Source organism: Vulcanisaeta sp. JCM 14467 (genome assembly GCF_001316245.1).
In the GTDB taxonomy this organism is placed as follows: domain Archaea; phylum Thermoproteota; class Thermoprotei; order Thermoproteales; family Thermocladiaceae; genus Vulcanisaeta.
The window spans coordinates 65083-81343 of record NZ_BBDM01000013.1 but is presented as its reverse complement, the minus strand read 5'-3'; the positions used below and the strand labels follow the sequence as shown (position 1 = coordinate 81343).

The following is a 16261-nucleotide window of genomic DNA, read 5'->3' as shown; positions in this document are numbered from 1 at the left end:
CTACTATTCATACAAATAAGGAAAGACAAGAATATTTCCTCAATCCCAACTACATAATAGGCTTATGAAGAGCATACCCATAGAGCTAAACATTACGATATACGTACTCGCCTCCGCACTACCTAATCACATATAAAAACGGACTAGTTGCAAGTACCACCTCCCAACCACCACGCATTGCCAGTGCTTTCTACGATTTGAAACACTTTAAACTAAGGCAATAAGGCTTATTGCGGATGTGATTAAGTGGTTCAGGAAAAAAGAGGATGAGAGGGAGAAATTGCTCAAATGCTGGCGTAGACTAGCACTAATGGCTGGCACGGCCGTATCTCAGTACACCTTTGATTCACTCGTGAATTACGCTAAATCAGTGAAGGGTTATGTATTTAGGGGGTTCATTGAAGCCGCTAAACGTTGTGATATAGATGATCAATTTCTTGAGAGTGGCGAGTTAACGAGACGATCATTATCGTCGCTGGCCTCGAGCCACGACATTTATATGGCATATGCCGATAAATGGATGGATATTGCCCAGGAATTAGAGGAATTGAAGAATAAGTGGCTAAGGGAGAGGTATAATTATTATCTAGGCTATGTGAATGCCGAGGCCGTCTATGCCCTTGGTCTCGCCATACTCCTGGCAGGTGCCAAGGCCGCAGGGAAGGAAATAGATAGTAAAGCCGCCGAGACTGCGCTGTGGTTATCCAAGTTTAGTATTGGAAGAGTGGTTGAATCATGGGCCATAGACACCGTAATAAATCTACTACATCCACTACATGACTCACACATGAGTGGGTGGGCATACCTAGTCAGTAATACAGCAATTATCAAGACCACGGATTTCATTCATGAGAGACTTAATGAAATTTACGAAAATATTCATGACCTTGAGGATTGGGCCAAGGCAATGATTGCAATCATGTACGTTAAAATGGCGAGTAAGGTAGGAATTTCAGCAAACATCGAGACTCACAATTACGATATAGGTACTAAGACATACGATCATAATGCTGAGATATACTTAAACAGGGCGTGCTCAATACTCAATGAGATTAGGGACAATGCACTGAAATTGATTGCAAGCGCCCACGTACATAGTTACCTAGCCGTAATTGAGAAGAACTGTCTCAATACTGATCCATGTGGTGAGTTGGAGTTAATCTCCCAGGGCCTTGAGGATCTCAGGATGGAGTATGAAGGCTCGGATTCCAAGGCATTTCTCGATAACCACCCAGGGCTTATGAAATACCTGGAGTGGCATAGTATAAATCCTGAGACTGAGCTCGGCGATACGATCAAGGACGCTTGGGACTAGCACTACTAGGCCTGGGGCACTGCGCATGGAAAAGGGGTAGGATTGAGGCGGCCACGGACTACTATAGGAGGATCGTGAGAGGCTAGATACATCGGAAGACTGGGCAAATAACCTACTTAACCTAAATCAGAAGACAAGCAAGTATTTATGAAAGGGCATTAGACGCATTGAGGACGAGACGTTTAGATAACCTATACGACGTAGTTAAGGAATTCAATGAGCTTTGGAACGAAGTACCGAAGAACGTAAACTCGACAGAATTGAGAGCATCTCTGGATGTGTCGGTTCACGTCCTCGGCGGCTACCTAATCGCATTAGCTAATGGGGAGGCAGGAGTATGTGAGGGAAATACTCAATGTGTATAGTGATTTACTCGGCATGAGTAAGCCAATAAACGTAGCCACACGTCTCACTATAAAATACTTAGGAATGGATGTAGAGGTACCAAGCAATAAGGAGGTGTTCGAGGTGATTAAGGATGACGTAATACCCGACCTCAGACCGGCCATGGCAGAGATCCTAGGCATACCAATCAGTGATGTGCAGAAAGAGTGCGAAAGATATAAATTCATAGATAGTAAGGCATGCGTTGCTGCTTATAACGCCGTAAAGGGTGATAAGGAGGCTGAGGAATACGTCAAACAAAAAAATAACAATTGGGCTCAGTAACTCCGGCATCCCAAGCGAACTGCTAGGAAGGACTAGCGTTAGGCAACTCATTGAAGTCATCGGCTTAACATCATCATTTTCACACTTCATCCTAACTCTACGCGCACTAATCCTTGGCGATAAGGACTTAGCACTACTTCACGCCGAAGTGGCACACTTAATTACGCAAGCACTATATGACACGGCATACGATAGAGCCTTAAGTGGTACTTTGATGAGCTTACTGACGCTCTAAAGAGTAACGATGACAACAGCATTAAAAGGGCAATAGCAAAGCTGTACTACTGTCACCTCTGGTTTGGATATCCAGTCATAACCCTCAGCATTAGATTACCACGTAGATTATAACGACTATAAATGCACTTCAGAGATAATTATACCTGATGTTGTAACCTGCATACCATATAATTCCTCGCAGCTTAAGCAATAGCATACTCACACCTCAAAAACAGCATTATTACTTCCAAACACACTACCACAGAGCAGGCATGTGCATGTTTAGGTGATGCTTCCTGGGCCTCTCGTGGTACTTGGCATATCTAAGTTTTAAGAACCTAAATACCTTCACCCGTCATTACCGTCTGCGAGACCTACGGTACGGGTAGGTGCAAGGCTATCGTTAAAGGCGTCCGTGGTAGAGACTGCGCTTTAAGCAGGTCCTCAAGGCTCGTTAACCTCACAATTAATGACGAAGCACTACGTACATCACAACCGCCAGGCTCAGGGGTTGTTAAGGCACATGGCAATGAGGTCTGCTGGGAAGTACCCACCAACGTCATAGCCAGTAAGACAGGCTTCGAAGAATCATTTCCAGGAAGGCATAGCGAACCATAATCTACGTCTTTAAGATCCATGAAGAGACTACTAAGGATAGCGAGCTAACAGGCATACCAACCAAACCCTAAACTCAGCAAGCAACACCAGCATCGACAAAGCACTACACACCCATGAGCACCCCAAAACCCCTCCAGGCATGGTAATAGGCAACCCACGCCAAAACCGCAGCCACAACAGGAACCACACCAACCAACGCACTATACCAAACCCACCTAGCAGCGGCGTTGAAACCCTCGACGCGACTAACCACAGCCAACTCCATGAGCGCCTTTCTCCAGAAGTAATTACTACCCACGACAAATGGGTAAAAAAACCACCACCAAAATCGCATACGCAACATTATAAGTAATGGAATTGGGCGAGGGATAAAGCGGGTTCACACCCACGTACATCGCCATAAGGATGGAGATGGGGATTAGGGCTGCGATGCCAGCAACACCAACGAGTAATGAGTACAGCGCATACCTCCAAATCAACCCATCACCAAAACCCCTAGACAACCTACGCATAGCAATCAGGAGCAGTACACCACCAATCGGCGCCAGCACCATCGTTAGAACCAGTATCGAACCCACCAAGCCCAACCTAGCGGCGCCCCTTACGGTTTCACGATTAGCCATTAATACCTCCTAAATTAAGCATTAATCAATGCCCTATTTAAGCTCCACCTCCTTAACGGTCCACCCTGAGGACACCCAGTGCGAACTCTCCTCGTTAAAATGAACAATACCGTACTTGCCACCTTACGAGACTATCTAGGTCGCTAACAATGCCTCCTGGCTTATTAACCCTCACTGGCATTAAGGATCCTAAGCCTAAGCCTATACCCCTCTATGGGTAAGGACAGGACCTTCTTAATAACCCACTCCAACACGAACCCTCAAAACCCAAAATTCTTCCTAAACCCCTATTCCAAAAAGAATGGAAAACATCGCTAACCATAGTTCCAGTATTTAAAACACAACACCCCAGAAACCATACCCACCACACAGACCACGACCTCACCAACATAACATAAACAAGGAAAACAAAGGACCCAACCAACCAGACCTTAAATGAACATAAACATTAAAATAATGACCACCTAGGTAGCACCAAGGCCCCTCAATAACACCTTGTAATCACTGAGTATGGCCTCACGCAATTGATCGATCGATAAGCCCCTCGCAATCGCAGCAATAGACGCACCACCAGCACCAACACCCTCCTTCACGAAACCCTCCTCAAAAGCCCTCAAACCATCGTAAGGCACGTCACTGAAGTCCAGGTTCACAGACGCCACAGGCACCTCGGCGATCTCCCTGACGAGACCCACCAAGTCCGCAGACCTATCACCCACCAACCACCTCGTAGTCCCAATCGCCACATTACCCAACACACCCCTATCCACATGCTTAATAAACGCCAGGACAGCCGCCATCTGAGTACCACCAGCAAGGAGAACCCTAACACCCTGCCTAGCAGCCCCAATGGCAATCGCACCAACAGCCAACACCACGGGATCCCCAACCCTCGAAATAGTCTCCAACGGGTCATCCAACGACCCACTAATGCCAGCACTCCTCAACGCCTCCCTAACAACGGCTACCTTCAAATCCCTCGGGTTACTGGGTGATGAGCTTGACATCCTATTCCAAGCGTCGTAGCCCATGGCCACCAGGAATGCCATGGCGGTCGTGGTCCCGGCAGGTATTGACTCACCAATCACGAGGCCCTACCCACCCTACCAAGGTTCTCGCCAAGGACCAACCCATTCTCAAAAACCCTATCAACCACGTCACGACTAATCGCACGCCCAGTCCTAATGTCCCTACCAGCCTCCCCCTGAAGGTCAACCACGGGTATGCTGGGCCTAACCCTAACGCCAGCATTAACAACGAGGACCCCAGCACCAGCCAACCTAACCGCAGCCCTAGTGATCAACGCAGGCGTCGGCTTACCATCAGGCGTCATGGGGACCGTCGGTATAACACGGCACCTACCAAGCACCAAATACTCAGCATCCGCAGCAGGCGTGTAGTGGGTTAGCTCGGGCCTTGCGCCCGCAATTGTTATGCCGGGTATTAGGCTCGTGTCCGTAGTGCCTATGACCAATGTGAATAGGAAGCCCCTACCAAGCTCCTGCAGGTGGTTTGAGAAGTCGCCCAGGTGAACCACTACGGCATTCATCACGAGCTAGGACAGAAATCCCACTTATAAGGGCATCCTCCAACGCCCTGACCAGGAGCCAAAGCGTGTAATTAACGGGCGCATCAACACCGACCTCCCTACCCCTAAGCACAATGGCGCCATTTATGTAATCCACCTCAGTCTTTCTACGATTGAGTATGTCCTGAAGCATCGATGAGTAATTATCCCTCGTAGCCTCAGCAACCCTCAAAACCTCACCAAACGGGTCACTAGGCAGCCTAATGCCCAGCCTATCAACGACGCCAACGCCCTCCCTAACCACAGACTAGGTACACCCTAGGCCCACTGCTGGCTTTACCCCTAACGATTACGCTGGACTCAAGGGTTATGGAAAGCCCTATAGAGCCAGACCTCGACGCATCCACATAATAGACAGGGTACCAAACACCAGACACATTAAGCGGAACACGCACCCCCAAAATCCACAACACCAACAAACAATGAGGAGTTAAAACCCTTAGGGTCACGGGCTAGTACGGAGTGTGCAGGCCAAGGGTAAGGAGCACTAGAGACAACGCGCCTCAATTCAATGATTGGTTAGGCATGAGCTTAGGCGCATTTAGGCTCGCCTATTAAACGTTTAACAAGGCTTAACTACACTGCACCGCCAGCCCTTCCTGGTGTCTATGAAGCTGGTTGACTCATACGCGTTCCTGGAGAGGCTTAGGGACTTGATCTACGGCCTACTCGAGCTAAGGGACAGGGCTAAGGAGTCTGGTTTGGAGGTTATACCCATCAGGGAGGGCGCACCGCTTGTTAAGTATGGGTTCATATCAATGTTTAAGGGCGGGGTTATAATGGACGTTACGAATGAGGAGCAGGCCAGATAGCCGAGGATGCCGGTGCCGTGGGCGTGATGGTCCTTGACAAACTCCCATACGACGTCAGGGCGTCGGGAGGGGTCGCCAGGACGGCTGATTTAAAGGTCATTGAGGCGGTCATGAACGCAATAACGATACCAGTATCAGCCAAGTGCAGGATTGGGCATTACGAGGAGGCCAAGCTCCTCGAGGAGGTCGGCGTCGACCTAATCGACGAAAGTGAAGTCCTGACGCCAGTCGATGAGAAGTCCCACATAAACAAGTGGTTGTTTAGGGTCCCATTCGTCAATGGGGCCAGGAACCTGCCCGAGGCCCTGAGGAGGATTTACGAGGGTGCATCCATGATAAGGACCAAGGGCGAGGCGGGTACAGGGAATGTCTCAGAGGCGGTAAAGCACATGAAGCTCGTGAACAGGGACATAGCGATGCTCAGGGGGCACTACATGGCTGGGGATTACGAGGCGATATGGCTATATGCAAGGGAGAACAATGTACCGTACGAGCTGGCACTCCTCACGGCAAGGCTCGGTAGGTTACCCGTCGTGAACTTCGCAGCCGGTGGCATAGCCACGCCGGCCGACGCAGCCCTAATGATGTGGCTTGGCGCCGATGGAGTCTTCGTGGGCTCAGGAATATTCAAGAGCAATGACCCCGAGGCCAGGGCCAGGGCAATAGTACTGGCGACTGCGTTCTACGACGACCCAGAGACGGTCGTGGAGGCACAGAAGATGGTCTCGGAGAGGTCGGCAATGATGGGTATAGACATTAGGAAGCTAAAGCCCGAGGAATTACTGCAGACCAGGGGTGATTAGCGTGGTCAGGGTCGGGATCATCGCGCTGCAGGGGGACTTCCTGGAGCATGAGCAAATCCTTAGGGAGTTGGGGGTCGAGACCGTGAGGGTTAAGGAGCCCAACGACTTGAGGGGTGTTGATGCCCTGGTAATACCTGGCGGCGAGTCCACGGTGATTGGGAGGTTAATGGTGCGCAGTGGGTTGATCAACGCGGTCAGGGAGCTGTCCAGGGGCGGCATGCCAATCATGGGCACATGCGCCGGCGCGATACTCCTGGCGAGGAAGGTCTCGGACAGGGTGGTCGGCGAGACTAACCAACCAACTAGCCCTAATGGACATCACCGTAGTCAGGAACTACTTCGGGAGGCAGAGGGATAGCTTCATAGCCAGGGTCCGCATTGAGGATGTTGGCGAGGTCGAGGCAGTCTTCATAAGGGCCCCAGCGATTGTTGGGGCTGAGGGCGACGCAAGGATAACGGGGTTCATAGAACACCCGAGGGTTGGCAAGGTCGGGGTCTCGGCAACCCAGAGGAACATGATCGCACTGACCTTCCACCCAGAAATAACCGGTGACACCAAGGTCTATAAGCACTTCATCAACCTAGTCAAGAAATGACCTGGAGAGTAGAGCGTAATTAAAATTCAATAATAAAACTTATTTTTTTAACTAATAACCAACGCAGCGCGTCGATTTAATCCCGTGTCGATCCCTGCCTCCTAGCCAGCTCAAGCGCCCTCCTATACTCAAGGCTGTGCCTACCCAACTCCTCGAGGATGCCTGGATCACCCCTAATCAACTTATCCACCAGGTGCAGGTACCTGGCAACCCTCACGGCGTTCGGGGAAACCTCGACAAGCCTCTCCCCATCAATAACCACGTAGTGCCTCCTCTCCACAGCCTCACCAAGGATGTACTCAGCCTCATTAACCGCGGCATGGAGCTGGAGGCAGTGCGGACTACCATCGATGGACACAACCGTTATTGACCTGGGCCTCGACGACCTAATCATACTCGCAATCTTCCCATACAACGCAGGGTGCTCCCTCTCAGGGCAAGCCAGAAGCACCACCTTACCCCTAGTGACCTCCTGGTAAAGCCTTGGATTCACGAAGGTAGGCACGCAGCGACTATGGCGACGTCGGCATCCTTCAACCTACCCGCCTTAACCCACGTACTCCAAAGCCAAGCCTCACCCATCGGCACCACCCCTGAGGCCCCTCGCCTGCTGCATCACCATGAGCATTGGGCAGTAACCACCACACATGGTGCAGCCTTTGACCTTGGGCACGCCGTACTGCGTATACACGGCCCAGGCCCTCTCGATCTATCAACTTGGAAATCATCTCCCTCCACAGTAGCTTACCCCTAAACCCACTGACCTCATCATCCCAGGCTCTAGCCCTCCTCCCGAGCTTTATCGTATCAGCCACGTGGGCGGCTATCTTAAAGGCTATCACACCCTCCTCGACCTGCCTCGGCGTTGGTAGGCCCAGGTGCTCGGCAGGGGTTAGGTAGCACAGTAAATCCGCACCCGCGGCGCCCGCGATCGCCGCCCCAATGGCGCCGGCTATGTGGTCGTATGGGGCAGCCACGTCGGTGGGTAGCGGGCCCAGTACGTAGTACGGGGCGCCATTGGTCAACTTCTTCATTAACTTCACATCCCACACAATCTCGTTAAGCGGCACGTGGCCCGGCCCCTCAACCATCACCTGAACACCCACCTTCCTAGCCCTCTTCACAAGTCTCGCAACCTCGATCAACTCAGCCACGTGGAACTCATCGTGGCTATCCGCCGTGGCGCCAGGGCGTAGGGCATCGCCTATCGAGATCACGGCATCGTACTCCCTAAACAACTCGAGCACGTAATCCCACCTGGCGTAGAACGGGTTCTCGGCATTGTTATGCAGCATCCACCCAATGAGCATATCCCCACCCCTGGAAACAATGGGTATGACCCTATCACTCCTAAGCGCCTTAATCGCCAACTCCCTGGTTACGGCGGCGTGTATCGTCATGAAGGCAACACCATCCCTCAAGTGCCTCTCAACAACGCCGAAGAGCTCATCCTCCGTGAAGTAGGCACCGCCACCCCTCCTCCTAAATGAGTCTATGAAGCTTGGTAAGTAGCACAGTGCCCACGGGAAGTCTCGACTCCCTAATGACTGCCCTACGCGCCTCATCAAGGTCACCACCCGTCGACAGGTCCATCAACGTGTCACCCCACTTATTGGCAATCCTAACCTTCTCAAGCTCAGCATTTAGGTCAACAACCTCACTCGACGTGCCAATGTTGACGTTGACCTTAGTCGCCAACCCAAGGCCAACCGCGGCAACCCTATCCGGCGACTTAATATTCCTAATGAGTATCGCCTTACCCTCCGCAATCCTCCTGGCGAGCTACCCTCATTAACACCCTCACGCCTAGCCACCACCCTAACCTCATCAGGCACCCTACCCTCCCTAACCTCCTCAATCAACGTCCTAGCCATCAATAACCTACTTATTATCCTATTATTAAGCTTTTATTGAAACAAAAGCACAAAACCACCCAGGGCCAGGGAAACACACGACCAACGTCTCTCAAACCACAGGAGGGTCCACGGCATAAGAGCATCCGGCCTAATCACCAGGGACCTGGCACTAAAGGCAACTGACAAAGGCACAGTGAGGAAACACACAATGAGGTGGTGAGCCCACGACCATCATTAGAGACAAGGCCATTTAACAAGCCCGAGGAATACAGCCTTCACAACCCATCATACCCCAACCTCACGGTATCCACCGCGTACCTACTTAACACATCCATGTACGTCATGGATGGGTCATAAATAAGCGTGGGCCTCGCATCGTAAACCACAATCCTCGCCAACCTACTTAACTCACTCATATATATCTCAATCTCGGACCTCACGTCACCCGTAAGGGATACGTTAGCCTTCCCATCCGTGATTACGTAAACCCAGTAATCACCCCTCAACCTAAGTCTTAACCCCTTAATTAGGTCCACGGCATAGGCGAGGGCCGCAGACAACGGCGTAGCCCCTCCACTGGGTAATTCACTCAACTCCTCAATAACCCGCCAATAATTGCGGGTAGGGTTTATCACCCTATCAACCCCCGCACCCCTGAAGCTAATGAGCCCAACGTAGCTCCTCCTCACGTAGGACTCCTCAGCAATCCTCTGGACAATACCCTTAGCCACCTCAATCCTCCTCATGAAGTTCATGCTACCGCTGGCGTCGAGGAGGATTAACGACACCCTGGGCGCCCTCGCCCTCCTTACACGTACTGTCAAGTCGTCCAGCCCTATTCTCGGTAGGTGGCCCCTGAGCGCTGCCGTGACTATGGTCCCCACGATATCGACATCCCCAGGCTCCCTACCATCCGCAGGGAGGTACATGTAGGGAACACCCATGGGAATCCCCACGACCCTCCTCACGGCGGCCCTGGAGGATAATCCCCTAGACTCAGTGGCGCGGCCCTTGGTGAATTTCACGGCGACATTAACCTCCGAGGGGCCGTGCACCTCCTTCCCGGCGTTGAGGTCTCCATGCCCACCCTGCCATTGCTGCAGGCCCTGCGCCTCATTCAGCCCTCCACTCCCCTGCTTACCTTGTCTCTGCTCGGCGGATTGCCTACCTCCCTGGGGTTGCTGTGGGTTTTGCCGTGGTGCCTGTTGCGGCTGGGGCTGTTGATTCTGCTGTTGCTGTGGGAGGGATGCCCTGGGCTTCTCGAACGGCCTCGCCCTCAGCCTATGGGGTAGGGCTAGCTCCATGGCCCTCTGTAGGTCCTCCATGGTCACCCTCATCCTCCCATCCAGCGCGGCCAACGCCTTTGCCGTCCTCACGGTCACGACCTCTGCGCGGCTAGTCCTAATGCCAAGCTTGACCACGGTATCCGCCAACAACCGCAGTAGGTCATCGGGCACCTCAACATCCTTAACCAACTCCATGGCCCTCTCAATCCTCTCCCTCAACTTAATTACCTCGGGCTCCCACCTCTTGTAGAATCCCTCGGGATCCCTATTGAACTCCTCAACCCTCCTAACAATCTCAGCCCTCACCTCCGGGTCCTGCGGCGCCTCAACATCAACAACCAGGCCAAAGCGATCCAGGAGCTGGGGCCTAAGCTCACCCTCCTCGGGGTTCATGGAGGCCACTAGGATGAAGCGTGCGGGGTGTCTCACCGACACACCCTCACGTTCTACTGTGTTCCAGCCATACGCCGCGGCGTCGAGGAGCACATCGACTATGTAGTCATCGAGGAGGTTAACCTCGTCTATGTACAGGATATTCCTATTAGCCTCGGCCAAAAGCCCCGGCTGGAGCGCCCTAATGCCCTCAGTAATGGCGCGCTTAATGTCCAGGTACCCACGAGCTATCCACGGTTATAGATAGGGGCAAGTCCACGACACGCATCCTCCTCCTAGCCACGGGTAGCTCCTCACCCCTCTCATACCTGGCATAGCAGGAGTCGCACATCAACTGGGGATCCCTGGGATGGCACTGGAACGGGCAGTCGGCGACGACCTCAATCTCAGGGAGGACGTCGGCGAAGGACCTCACCAACGTGGTCTTGCCAGTCCCCTTATCACCCCTAAGCAACACACCACCAATCGTGGGGTTGACAGCCACGGCCATTAGGGCGAGCTTAGCCTTCTCCATCCCCACTATGGCTGGGAAGGGAAAAACAACGCGCCTCCTCATAGTCCAACCCCAGCCTGCCCAATTCGCATTACATCATTCATCACACAATCACCACTGGCCTGCCGTTATGCTCGATAACCGCGGCCTTAACGCCATACACCTCCTCAATAATGCTTGGGCTAATATCGCCTGGATCCAGCTCTGCGACTACCTCGCCATTACGCATTACGTAGACCCTATCCGCGTACTTAAGGGCTAGGTTCACATCATGCATCGCAACCAACGCCGCAACCCCATCCTCACGTACCACCCTGGTCAGGGCCTCCATAACCACGACCTGGTGCTTAAGGTCTAGGTTACTCGTGGGCTCGTCAAGGAGCATTAAGATTCCTCCCTGGGCAATGGCCCTGGCAATGTGAACGAGCTGAGCCTCACCACCGCTTAACCTACTCACCACCCTATCGGCAAGGTGCTCAATGCCGAGCCTCCTCATCGCATTGAGGGCAACCTCAACATCGAGCTTACCCGGCCTAAACCCCATGTGCGGCAACCTACCCAGCAGGACCATGTCGAAAGCCCTGATTGGGTATGTAACGGCGTAGTTCTGCGGCACGTATGAGACGAGCTAGCAACCTCACGCCTACTCATCCTCGACACATCCCTGCCATCTACCCTGATCGAGCCCTTAAACACCCTCGCCATGCCCAGGATGCACCTAATCAATGTGGACTTACCCGCGCCATTGGGCCCCATCAAAACCACCAACTCCCCACCCCTAACATCGATACTCACACCCCTAACCACCGGCGACACATAACCGCACCTAAGATCCCTCGCCTCAAGCACCGCCTTACCCATAGTCATGCTGGGTCCCCCTCGATATGACGATGGCCAGTAGGTATGGTGCGCCAATCATTGACAGTACAATGCCTATTGGTACGACGTACGGCGGAATCAGGGCCTTCGAAATCACGTCAGCCAGCACCGTGACGTCGGCGCCCACGAGCGCGAGGTAGGTATCAAGTACCTATTATCACTGCCAACCAGGATCCTGGCTATGTTCGGTATCACCAGGTCGACAAAGCCCACCAGCCCCACGAAGCTTATCACGGCAGCCGCCTGGAACGCCGACACGAGCATTGCGGCTAGCTCGTGTTCCTAACGTTAACGCCCAGGCTGTGGGCCACGTCATCGCCCAGGTTCAATGCGTTCAACCTCCACGCAATCAGGACGTAGTAGGGTATTGCGAGTAGGGACAGCGCCATGTACGGTATGTAGTTCAGGGTTACGTTCGTGACGCTGCCGAGCATCCACATGACGATGGCGTGGGTAACATCTGGGTTGCCAGTGAGGTACTGTATGAGCGACGTTCCCGTGCTAAACACGAACATCACGGCGACGCCCGCCAGTATTATCGTGACTGGCGACGCACCCTTAATAAAGGAGAGGAAGTAAACGAGCAACGCAGCCGATGAGGCGGCGATGAACGCTCCAATAACCACTAGGTAGGGCTCGGTGATGACCGGCAGGTAATACCTAATCACGTAGCCGGCGCCGAGGAGTATGGCCACGGCAGCGCCGAAGCCCGCGGCGGCCGAGATGCCGAGGGTGTAGGTCGAGGCGAGTGGGTTCCTCAAAATACCCTGCAGCACAGCGCCAGCCGACGCAAGCGAGGCGCCGAGTATGAGCGATGCCAGGGCCTCGGGAAGCCTCAACTGCCACACCACCAGGTATGCGTCGTGAGGGACGTTGAACACGGGGTCTATGCCGTCAACCAACGCCTTCAAAACTACCATGGGGCTGACCCTGTAGGACCCAATCACCATGTCGAGGATCACCAACGGGAGCAGCGCCAAACCACTAACCACCATTAATCCCCACCTCACCCACTGCACCACCATACACCACCCGGCTCGGCAGTCCTCAGGAAATCCTCGAAGTACTGATCCAGGTACTGCGTCGCGTTAACACCCCTGAAGGCGCTTGGGTATACCTGGCTCGCTATGTATAGCGAAACTACCACCTGCGGTGGGCCCTCGGTCAGGTAGCCTGGTATCACGATTATCCTTCCATACCTAACGGCGTTGGTGGCGTTAAGCACGGGGTTACTCCTTATTGAGTTGATTATTGCCTCGCAGTAAGCCGTGGCATTAGGCGAGCGCGGGTTTAAGTTCCACGTCACGGCAACGATAACGTCAGGATCACACTGAAGCACGGCGCCAGGCTCAACCTGCATCGACTTGTTGAAGCACGGCTGTAAACCGGCATTAACAACGGCCCAGTAAGGGTCTCCCGACGGGCCTGACGTAAACCACAGACTGTACTCATAGTCAAAGATCACGTACGCCCTATACCTACTAGAGACGTGGCTCAAGCCCCCAATCAACACCTGGTGCACATCATTGATGAAGTTTATGAGCCTCAAGGCACCGTTGGTGTGGTTGGTAATCAGCCCGAGGAAGTATATGAGTGATGTCAGGTTGTCCTGCGGTCCATAACCAATCACTGGAATGCCTAACGGGGCGAGCTTACTCCTCACGGTTTGGACGCCGTAACTCCACTCTATCACTAGGTCAGGCTTTAGGTCGACCATCTCCTCGTAATTCCACGACCACATCCCACCACTCACGGCGGGCAACCTTCGCCTCCGTGATTGTCATCACGGCGCGGGCCATGGCTGCATCGGTCAGTGATGCGTTGGTTATTAGGATCACGTTTATTGTCCCCAACCTCTCGAACCTACCATCCACCTCATAAGTCGATGCCCTGTCAATGCCTGTCCTCAATGCATTTGACTCGACACCAGCCGTCGTGAACGCCACCACCCACACATCCCTATACTCCTCACTCACGACAGCCAGGTCATCCATGTCAACCCCAGTGCCTAGGCATGCGTAGTCGCCTGGGGACACGCCCAATTGACTCATTAACGCGTCCAGGTACCTCTCGCGGAAGCCCTGGCTATGCAGTGCACACCATAGATCCGGGGGTGCGTAGTTATTGCATACGAAGCGCACATTAACCATGCCGTGCATCGTACTGAGGATACGTCTCCTAGATTGGAGGTCGATGAGGAGTGTCTTAACGCCAACCCCACCGTAGCTCTGGTAATACACGCGCGCAGTCACGCCATCGCGTGACCAGACGTCCCTAAACGCCGCGCCCATTACGTGATAGGATATCCATCCTATTAATAAGCGTTGCTACACAAGCCAAAGAACGCCCAAAACAACCAACGCCAGAAGCGCCCTAGTAAGTATGGAGATCAGTAGTATTGCGATGCCGTCCCTAAACCCGTAGATGCCTAAGTAATAAGGCGCGTTGTGCCTAACGCCCCTCACCAGGGATGAGACCACATAACCCAACAACAACCACCTAATCACTAAGGTGCCGCTAAAGCCATTACTAATAAGCGTGCCTGCCGCGGCGAATGCAGCGCTGTCACTAACCATGTAGGCCACGATCAAGCCAACCACGTATGGGTTTAAGGCACTAAATGCGTGGGATAGGTAGTCATTGATGTATTGGTCGATGCCGAGACCCATCACCACAGTGAAGGCCGCACTCGTCACTGCCGTGACCACCACCATCCTGACGATGAGCCTCAGGGCCCTCCTAAGGCTAAGCACATTACCACTCACTAACCCAGTGGTGCCGGCGACATCCGTACCCCTCGCCGCGTACTTCCTCCCAATGATTGCGAAGATCAGCATCTGGCTAGGCCGATGGCCATGAGGATGGATAGGTAGGCTAAGCCGTAGACCCCCATGGTACTCAACAGTACTGGGACCAGGTCCTCAGGTGCGATAACAAGGCGGGGAAGGCATTAATGAGGGATGCGACGTACAACTCCCTACGCGTTAACCTCCCATCCCTATACATGGCCACCAGCATTGATGATGCCGTTGATGGACTGACCAGGGACACAACGAAGGTAGGGAGCAGTAGCCCGGTAGCCCGGACAGCCTAGTGACCCAGCGGCCGAGCCTATCCACGAGCCTCACCACGGACTCCCTACCCATTACGTAATTCATCACCAACACACCCAATGCTATGCCAAGCGCTGTAAATGCGAGGTAGTACAACTCGTGAATTACTAAGTCAATTACCTGCCACATCAACCAACGCCCTCCAACACGCCCTCTAACTCAGTGTATATCTCCCTTAACCTACGTATTACGTCCTCCGAGGCACTCCACAAACCCCTCTCACGCGCCTCGTACAGCCTCCTAATGATTTGCTCCAGCGCGTATGGGTTGACCTCGGTAAACCACCTCCTCACCTCCTCATTGAACACGTATGTCTCGGCAATCCTATCCCAGACCCAATCCTCGACGGCGCCCGTGGTCGCCGCAAGGCCGAGGATGTACTCAACCCTCTTCGAAATATTCTGGGCGCCATGTAGCCGTGCCTCCTCATACCCTCAATCCACCTGGGGTTTAGTAGCCTCGTCCTCACGTAAAACCCTATGGCATCCCTAACATCGAGCATCCTAGGTCTCTCCTGCGTCAGGTCCGTGTACAGGATGAGGGGTCTCCTCCCTGAATTCACCTCGACTGCCTTCGATAACCCACCCAGGTAGGCGTAGTAATCATCTATGTCGATTATTGAGTAATCAACGCTGGACTGGACCTGGCTCACGATATCGACCCTACCCAACAAGTGCCTGAACAAGTCCCTCGCCTCAACCGCGCCTATGCTCTCCAGGTCGCCGACGTAGCCATAGCCCATGTGCGTCGTGTACACCTCGGCAATGTCCTCACCCCTCACCCACCTAGACGTCTCCACCAGGTGGTTAACCCTATTCCCATAGTCCCCAGGCCTCTCGCTAAACAGCCTCGTGAGTGCCCTATCGCCGTACTTATCCCTCATCTCGAGGTAGTGCTTACGTACGTAATTCGCCTCGGGAGGCTCGCCCAGGTCAGCCACGAGCTTAACAGCCCTGTTGAGGAGGGCGATTAGGTGCGGGAACATGTCCCTAAACACCCCA

The 16261-nt window shown here is 53.3% G+C and carries 19 protein-coding genes and 6 pseudogenes; 7 read left to right on the top strand and 18 right to left on the bottom strand.

Features of this window, described 5'->3' with window-relative positions:
- Nucleotides 1–238 precede the first annotated feature (238 nt).
- The 4 genes from JCM14467_RS11750 (at nt 239) to JCM14467_RS18255 (ending at nt 2219) form a co-directional block, all read left to right on the top strand.
- The gene (locus JCM14467_RS11750) at nt 239–1315 is read left to right on the top strand and encodes a hypothetical protein (RefSeq protein ID WP_054850285.1); all 1077 of its coding nucleotides are present in this window, start codon (nt 239–241) and stop codon (nt 1313–1315) included.
- Nucleotides 1316–1482: 167 nt separating this feature from the next.
- Nucleotides 1483–1680: a hypothetical protein gene (locus JCM14467_RS18260; protein WP_252901501.1), complete on the top strand. Its 198-nt coding sequence runs from the start codon at nt 1483–1485 to the stop codon at nt 1678–1680.
- A complete protein-coding gene (locus tag JCM14467_RS11745) occupies nt 1637–1984 on the top strand; it encodes a hypothetical protein (RefSeq protein WP_054850284.1) in 348 nt (115 codons plus the stop codon). The genes JCM14467_RS18260 and JCM14467_RS11745 overlap by 44 nt, the downstream gene beginning before the upstream one ends.
- Entirely contained in the window at nt 1929–2219 is a 291-nt protein-coding gene (locus JCM14467_RS18255) for a hypothetical protein (RefSeq protein ID WP_252901500.1), read from the top strand. The genes JCM14467_RS11745 and JCM14467_RS18255 overlap by 56 nt, the downstream gene beginning before the upstream one ends.
- Nucleotides 2220–2574: 355 nt before the next feature.
- Here the strand turns inward: JCM14467_RS18255 and JCM14467_RS18250 are convergent, their stop codons facing one another.
- From JCM14467_RS18250 to JCM14467_RS18235, 6 genes and pseudogenes are all read right to left on the bottom strand, one after another.
- A complete protein-coding gene (locus JCM14467_RS18250; RefSeq protein ID WP_252901499.1) occupies nt 2575–2838 on the bottom strand; it encodes a hypothetical protein in 264 nt (87 codons plus the stop codon).
- Between the two features lie 83 nt (nt 2839–2921).
- Nucleotides 2922–3116, bottom strand: coding sequence for a hypothetical protein (locus tag JCM14467_RS11740; protein WP_054850283.1), 195 nt, complete (start codon nt 3114–3116; stop codon nt 2922–2924).
- Entirely contained in the window at nt 3109–3441 is a 333-nt protein-coding gene (locus tag JCM14467_RS11735) for a DUF996 domain-containing protein (protein ID WP_054850282.1), read from the bottom strand. The genes JCM14467_RS11740 and JCM14467_RS11735 overlap by 8 nt, the downstream gene beginning before the upstream one ends.
- Before the next feature lie 464 nt (nt 3442–3905).
- A pseudogene (gene cobT / locus JCM14467_RS20210) lies at nt 3906–4990 on the bottom strand (nicotinate mononucleotide-dependent phosphoribosyltransferase CobT).
- Nucleotides 4932–5273 (bottom strand): ketopantoate reductase family protein, encoded by a 342-nt coding sequence (locus tag JCM14467_RS11725; protein WP_054850281.1) that lies wholly within the window; start codon nt 5271–5273, stop codon nt 4932–4934. The pseudogene cobT and the gene JCM14467_RS11725 overlap by 59 nt, the downstream one beginning before the upstream one ends.
- Entirely contained in the window at nt 5266–5430 is a 165-nt protein-coding gene (locus JCM14467_RS18235) for a hypothetical protein (protein ID WP_252901496.1), read from the bottom strand. The genes JCM14467_RS11725 and JCM14467_RS18235 overlap by 8 nt, the downstream gene beginning before the upstream one ends.
- 207 nt (nt 5431–5637) lie before the next feature.
- Between JCM14467_RS18235 and pdxS the strand changes: the two are divergent.
- The 3 genes and pseudogenes from pdxS (at nt 5638) to JCM14467_RS20200 (ending at nt 7240) form a co-directional block, all read left to right on the top strand.
- Nucleotides 5638–6644 (top strand): annotated as a pseudogene (pdxS, locus tag JCM14467_RS11720) (pyridoxal 5'-phosphate synthase lyase subunit PdxS).
- Nucleotide 6645: 1 nt separating this feature from the next.
- Nucleotides 6646–7002, top strand: a complete 357-nt coding sequence (locus tag JCM14467_RS20205; protein WP_342765544.1) for a Type 1 glutamine amidotransferase-like domain-containing protein — start codon at nt 6646–6648, stop codon at nt 7000–7002.
- A complete protein-coding gene (locus JCM14467_RS20200; RefSeq protein ID WP_342765543.1) occupies nt 6956–7240 on the top strand; it encodes a hypothetical protein in 285 nt (94 codons plus the stop codon). Before JCM14467_RS20205 ends, JCM14467_RS20200 begins: the two co-directional genes overlap by 47 nt.
- Nucleotides 7241–7316: 76 nt before the next feature.
- On the opposite strand, the gene JCM14467_RS11710 is transcribed toward JCM14467_RS20200, so the two are convergent.
- From JCM14467_RS11710 to JCM14467_RS11665, 12 genes and pseudogenes are all read right to left on the bottom strand, one after another.
- The gene (locus JCM14467_RS11710; RefSeq protein ID WP_252901495.1) at nt 7317–7745 is read right to left on the bottom strand and encodes a 4Fe-4S ferredoxin; all 429 of its coding nucleotides are present in this window, start codon (nt 7743–7745) and stop codon (nt 7317–7319) included.
- Nucleotides 7746–7814: 69 nt separating this feature from the next.
- Nucleotides 7815–9114, bottom strand: a pseudogene (thiC, locus tag JCM14467_RS11705) (phosphomethylpyrimidine synthase ThiC).
- Between the two features lie 257 nt (nt 9115–9371).
- Nucleotides 9372–10937 carry a VWA domain-containing protein gene (locus JCM14467_RS11700; protein WP_252901493.1) on the bottom strand — a complete coding sequence of 522 codons (1566 nt, stop codon included), beginning with the start codon at nt 10935–10937 and terminating at the stop codon, nt 9372–9374.
- A 43-nt stretch (nt 10938–10980) separates the two neighbouring features.
- Complete coding sequence (locus tag JCM14467_RS18220; RefSeq protein ID WP_252901492.1) at nt 10981–11331, bottom strand: hypothetical protein; 351 nt, start codon at nt 11329–11331, stop codon at nt 10981–10983.
- 40 nt (nt 11332–11371) lie between these two features.
- A pseudogene (locus JCM14467_RS11695) lies at nt 11372–12024 on the bottom strand (ABC transporter ATP-binding protein).
- Between the two features lie 97 nt (nt 12025–12121).
- Nucleotides 12122–12411, bottom strand: a pseudogene (locus JCM14467_RS18215) (iron chelate uptake ABC transporter family permease subunit).
- A 5-nt stretch (nt 12412–12416) separates the two neighbouring features.
- The gene (locus JCM14467_RS11690) at nt 12417–13166 is read right to left on the bottom strand and encodes a FecCD family ABC transporter permease (RefSeq protein ID WP_252901491.1); all 750 of its coding nucleotides are present in this window, start codon (nt 13164–13166) and stop codon (nt 12417–12419) included.
- Complete coding sequence (locus JCM14467_RS11685) at nt 13154–13900, bottom strand: ABC transporter substrate-binding protein (RefSeq protein ID WP_252901490.1); 747 nt, start codon at nt 13898–13900, stop codon at nt 13154–13156. Before JCM14467_RS11685 ends, JCM14467_RS11690 begins: the two co-directional genes overlap by 13 nt.
- Entirely contained in the window at nt 13845–14438 is a 594-nt protein-coding gene (locus tag JCM14467_RS11680; RefSeq protein ID WP_054850277.1) for an adenosylcobinamide amidohydrolase, read from the bottom strand. The genes JCM14467_RS11685 and JCM14467_RS11680 overlap by 56 nt, the downstream gene beginning before the upstream one ends.
- 36 nt (nt 14439–14474) lie before the next feature.
- Nucleotides 14475–14984: a hypothetical protein gene (locus JCM14467_RS11675; RefSeq protein ID WP_054850276.1), complete on the bottom strand. Its 510-nt coding sequence runs from the start codon at nt 14982–14984 to the stop codon at nt 14475–14477.
- 147 nt (nt 14985–15131) lie between these two features.
- A complete protein-coding gene (locus tag JCM14467_RS18210; protein WP_252901489.1) occupies nt 15132–15389 on the bottom strand; it encodes a hypothetical protein in 258 nt (85 codons plus the stop codon).
- Nucleotides 15389–16245, bottom strand: a pseudogene (locus JCM14467_RS11665) (cobaltochelatase subunit CobN). Before JCM14467_RS11665 ends, JCM14467_RS18210 begins: the two are co-directional and overlap by 1 nt.
- Nucleotides 16246–16261: the final 16 nt, after the last annotated feature.

Bases quoted from the DNA above. Each gene is read 5' to 3' on its own strand.
- JCM14467_RS11745 (WP_054850284.1), top strand. From the start codon at position 1,637: ATGGGGAGGCAGGAGTATGTGAGGGAAATACTCAATGTGTATAGTGAT.
- JCM14467_RS18250 (WP_252901499.1), bottom strand. From the start codon at position 2,838: ATGGATCTTAAAGACGTAGATTATGGTTCGCTATGCCTTCCTGGAAAT.
- JCM14467_RS11735 (WP_054850282.1), bottom strand. From the start codon at position 3,441: ATGGCTAATCGTGAAACCGTAAGGGGCGCCGCTAGGTTGGGCTTGGTG.
- JCM14467_RS20200 (WP_342765543.1), top strand. From the start codon at position 6,956: ATGGACATCACCGTAGTCAGGAACTACTTCGGGAGGCAGAGGGATAGC.
- JCM14467_RS18220 (WP_252901492.1), bottom strand. From the start codon at position 11,331: ATGAGGAGGCGCGTTGTTTTTCCCTTCCCAGCCATAGTGGGGATGGAG.
- JCM14467_RS11680 (WP_054850277.1), bottom strand. From the start codon at position 14,438: ATGGGCGCGGCGTTTAGGGACGTCTGGTCACGCGATGGCGTGACTGCG.
- JCM14467_RS11675 (WP_054850276.1), bottom strand. From the start codon at position 14,984: ATGCTGATCTTCGCAATCATTGGGAGGAAGTACGCGGCGAGGGGTACG.
- JCM14467_RS18210 (WP_252901489.1), bottom strand. From the start codon at position 15,389: ATGTGGCAGGTAATTGACTTAGTAATTCACGAGTTGTACTACCTCGCA.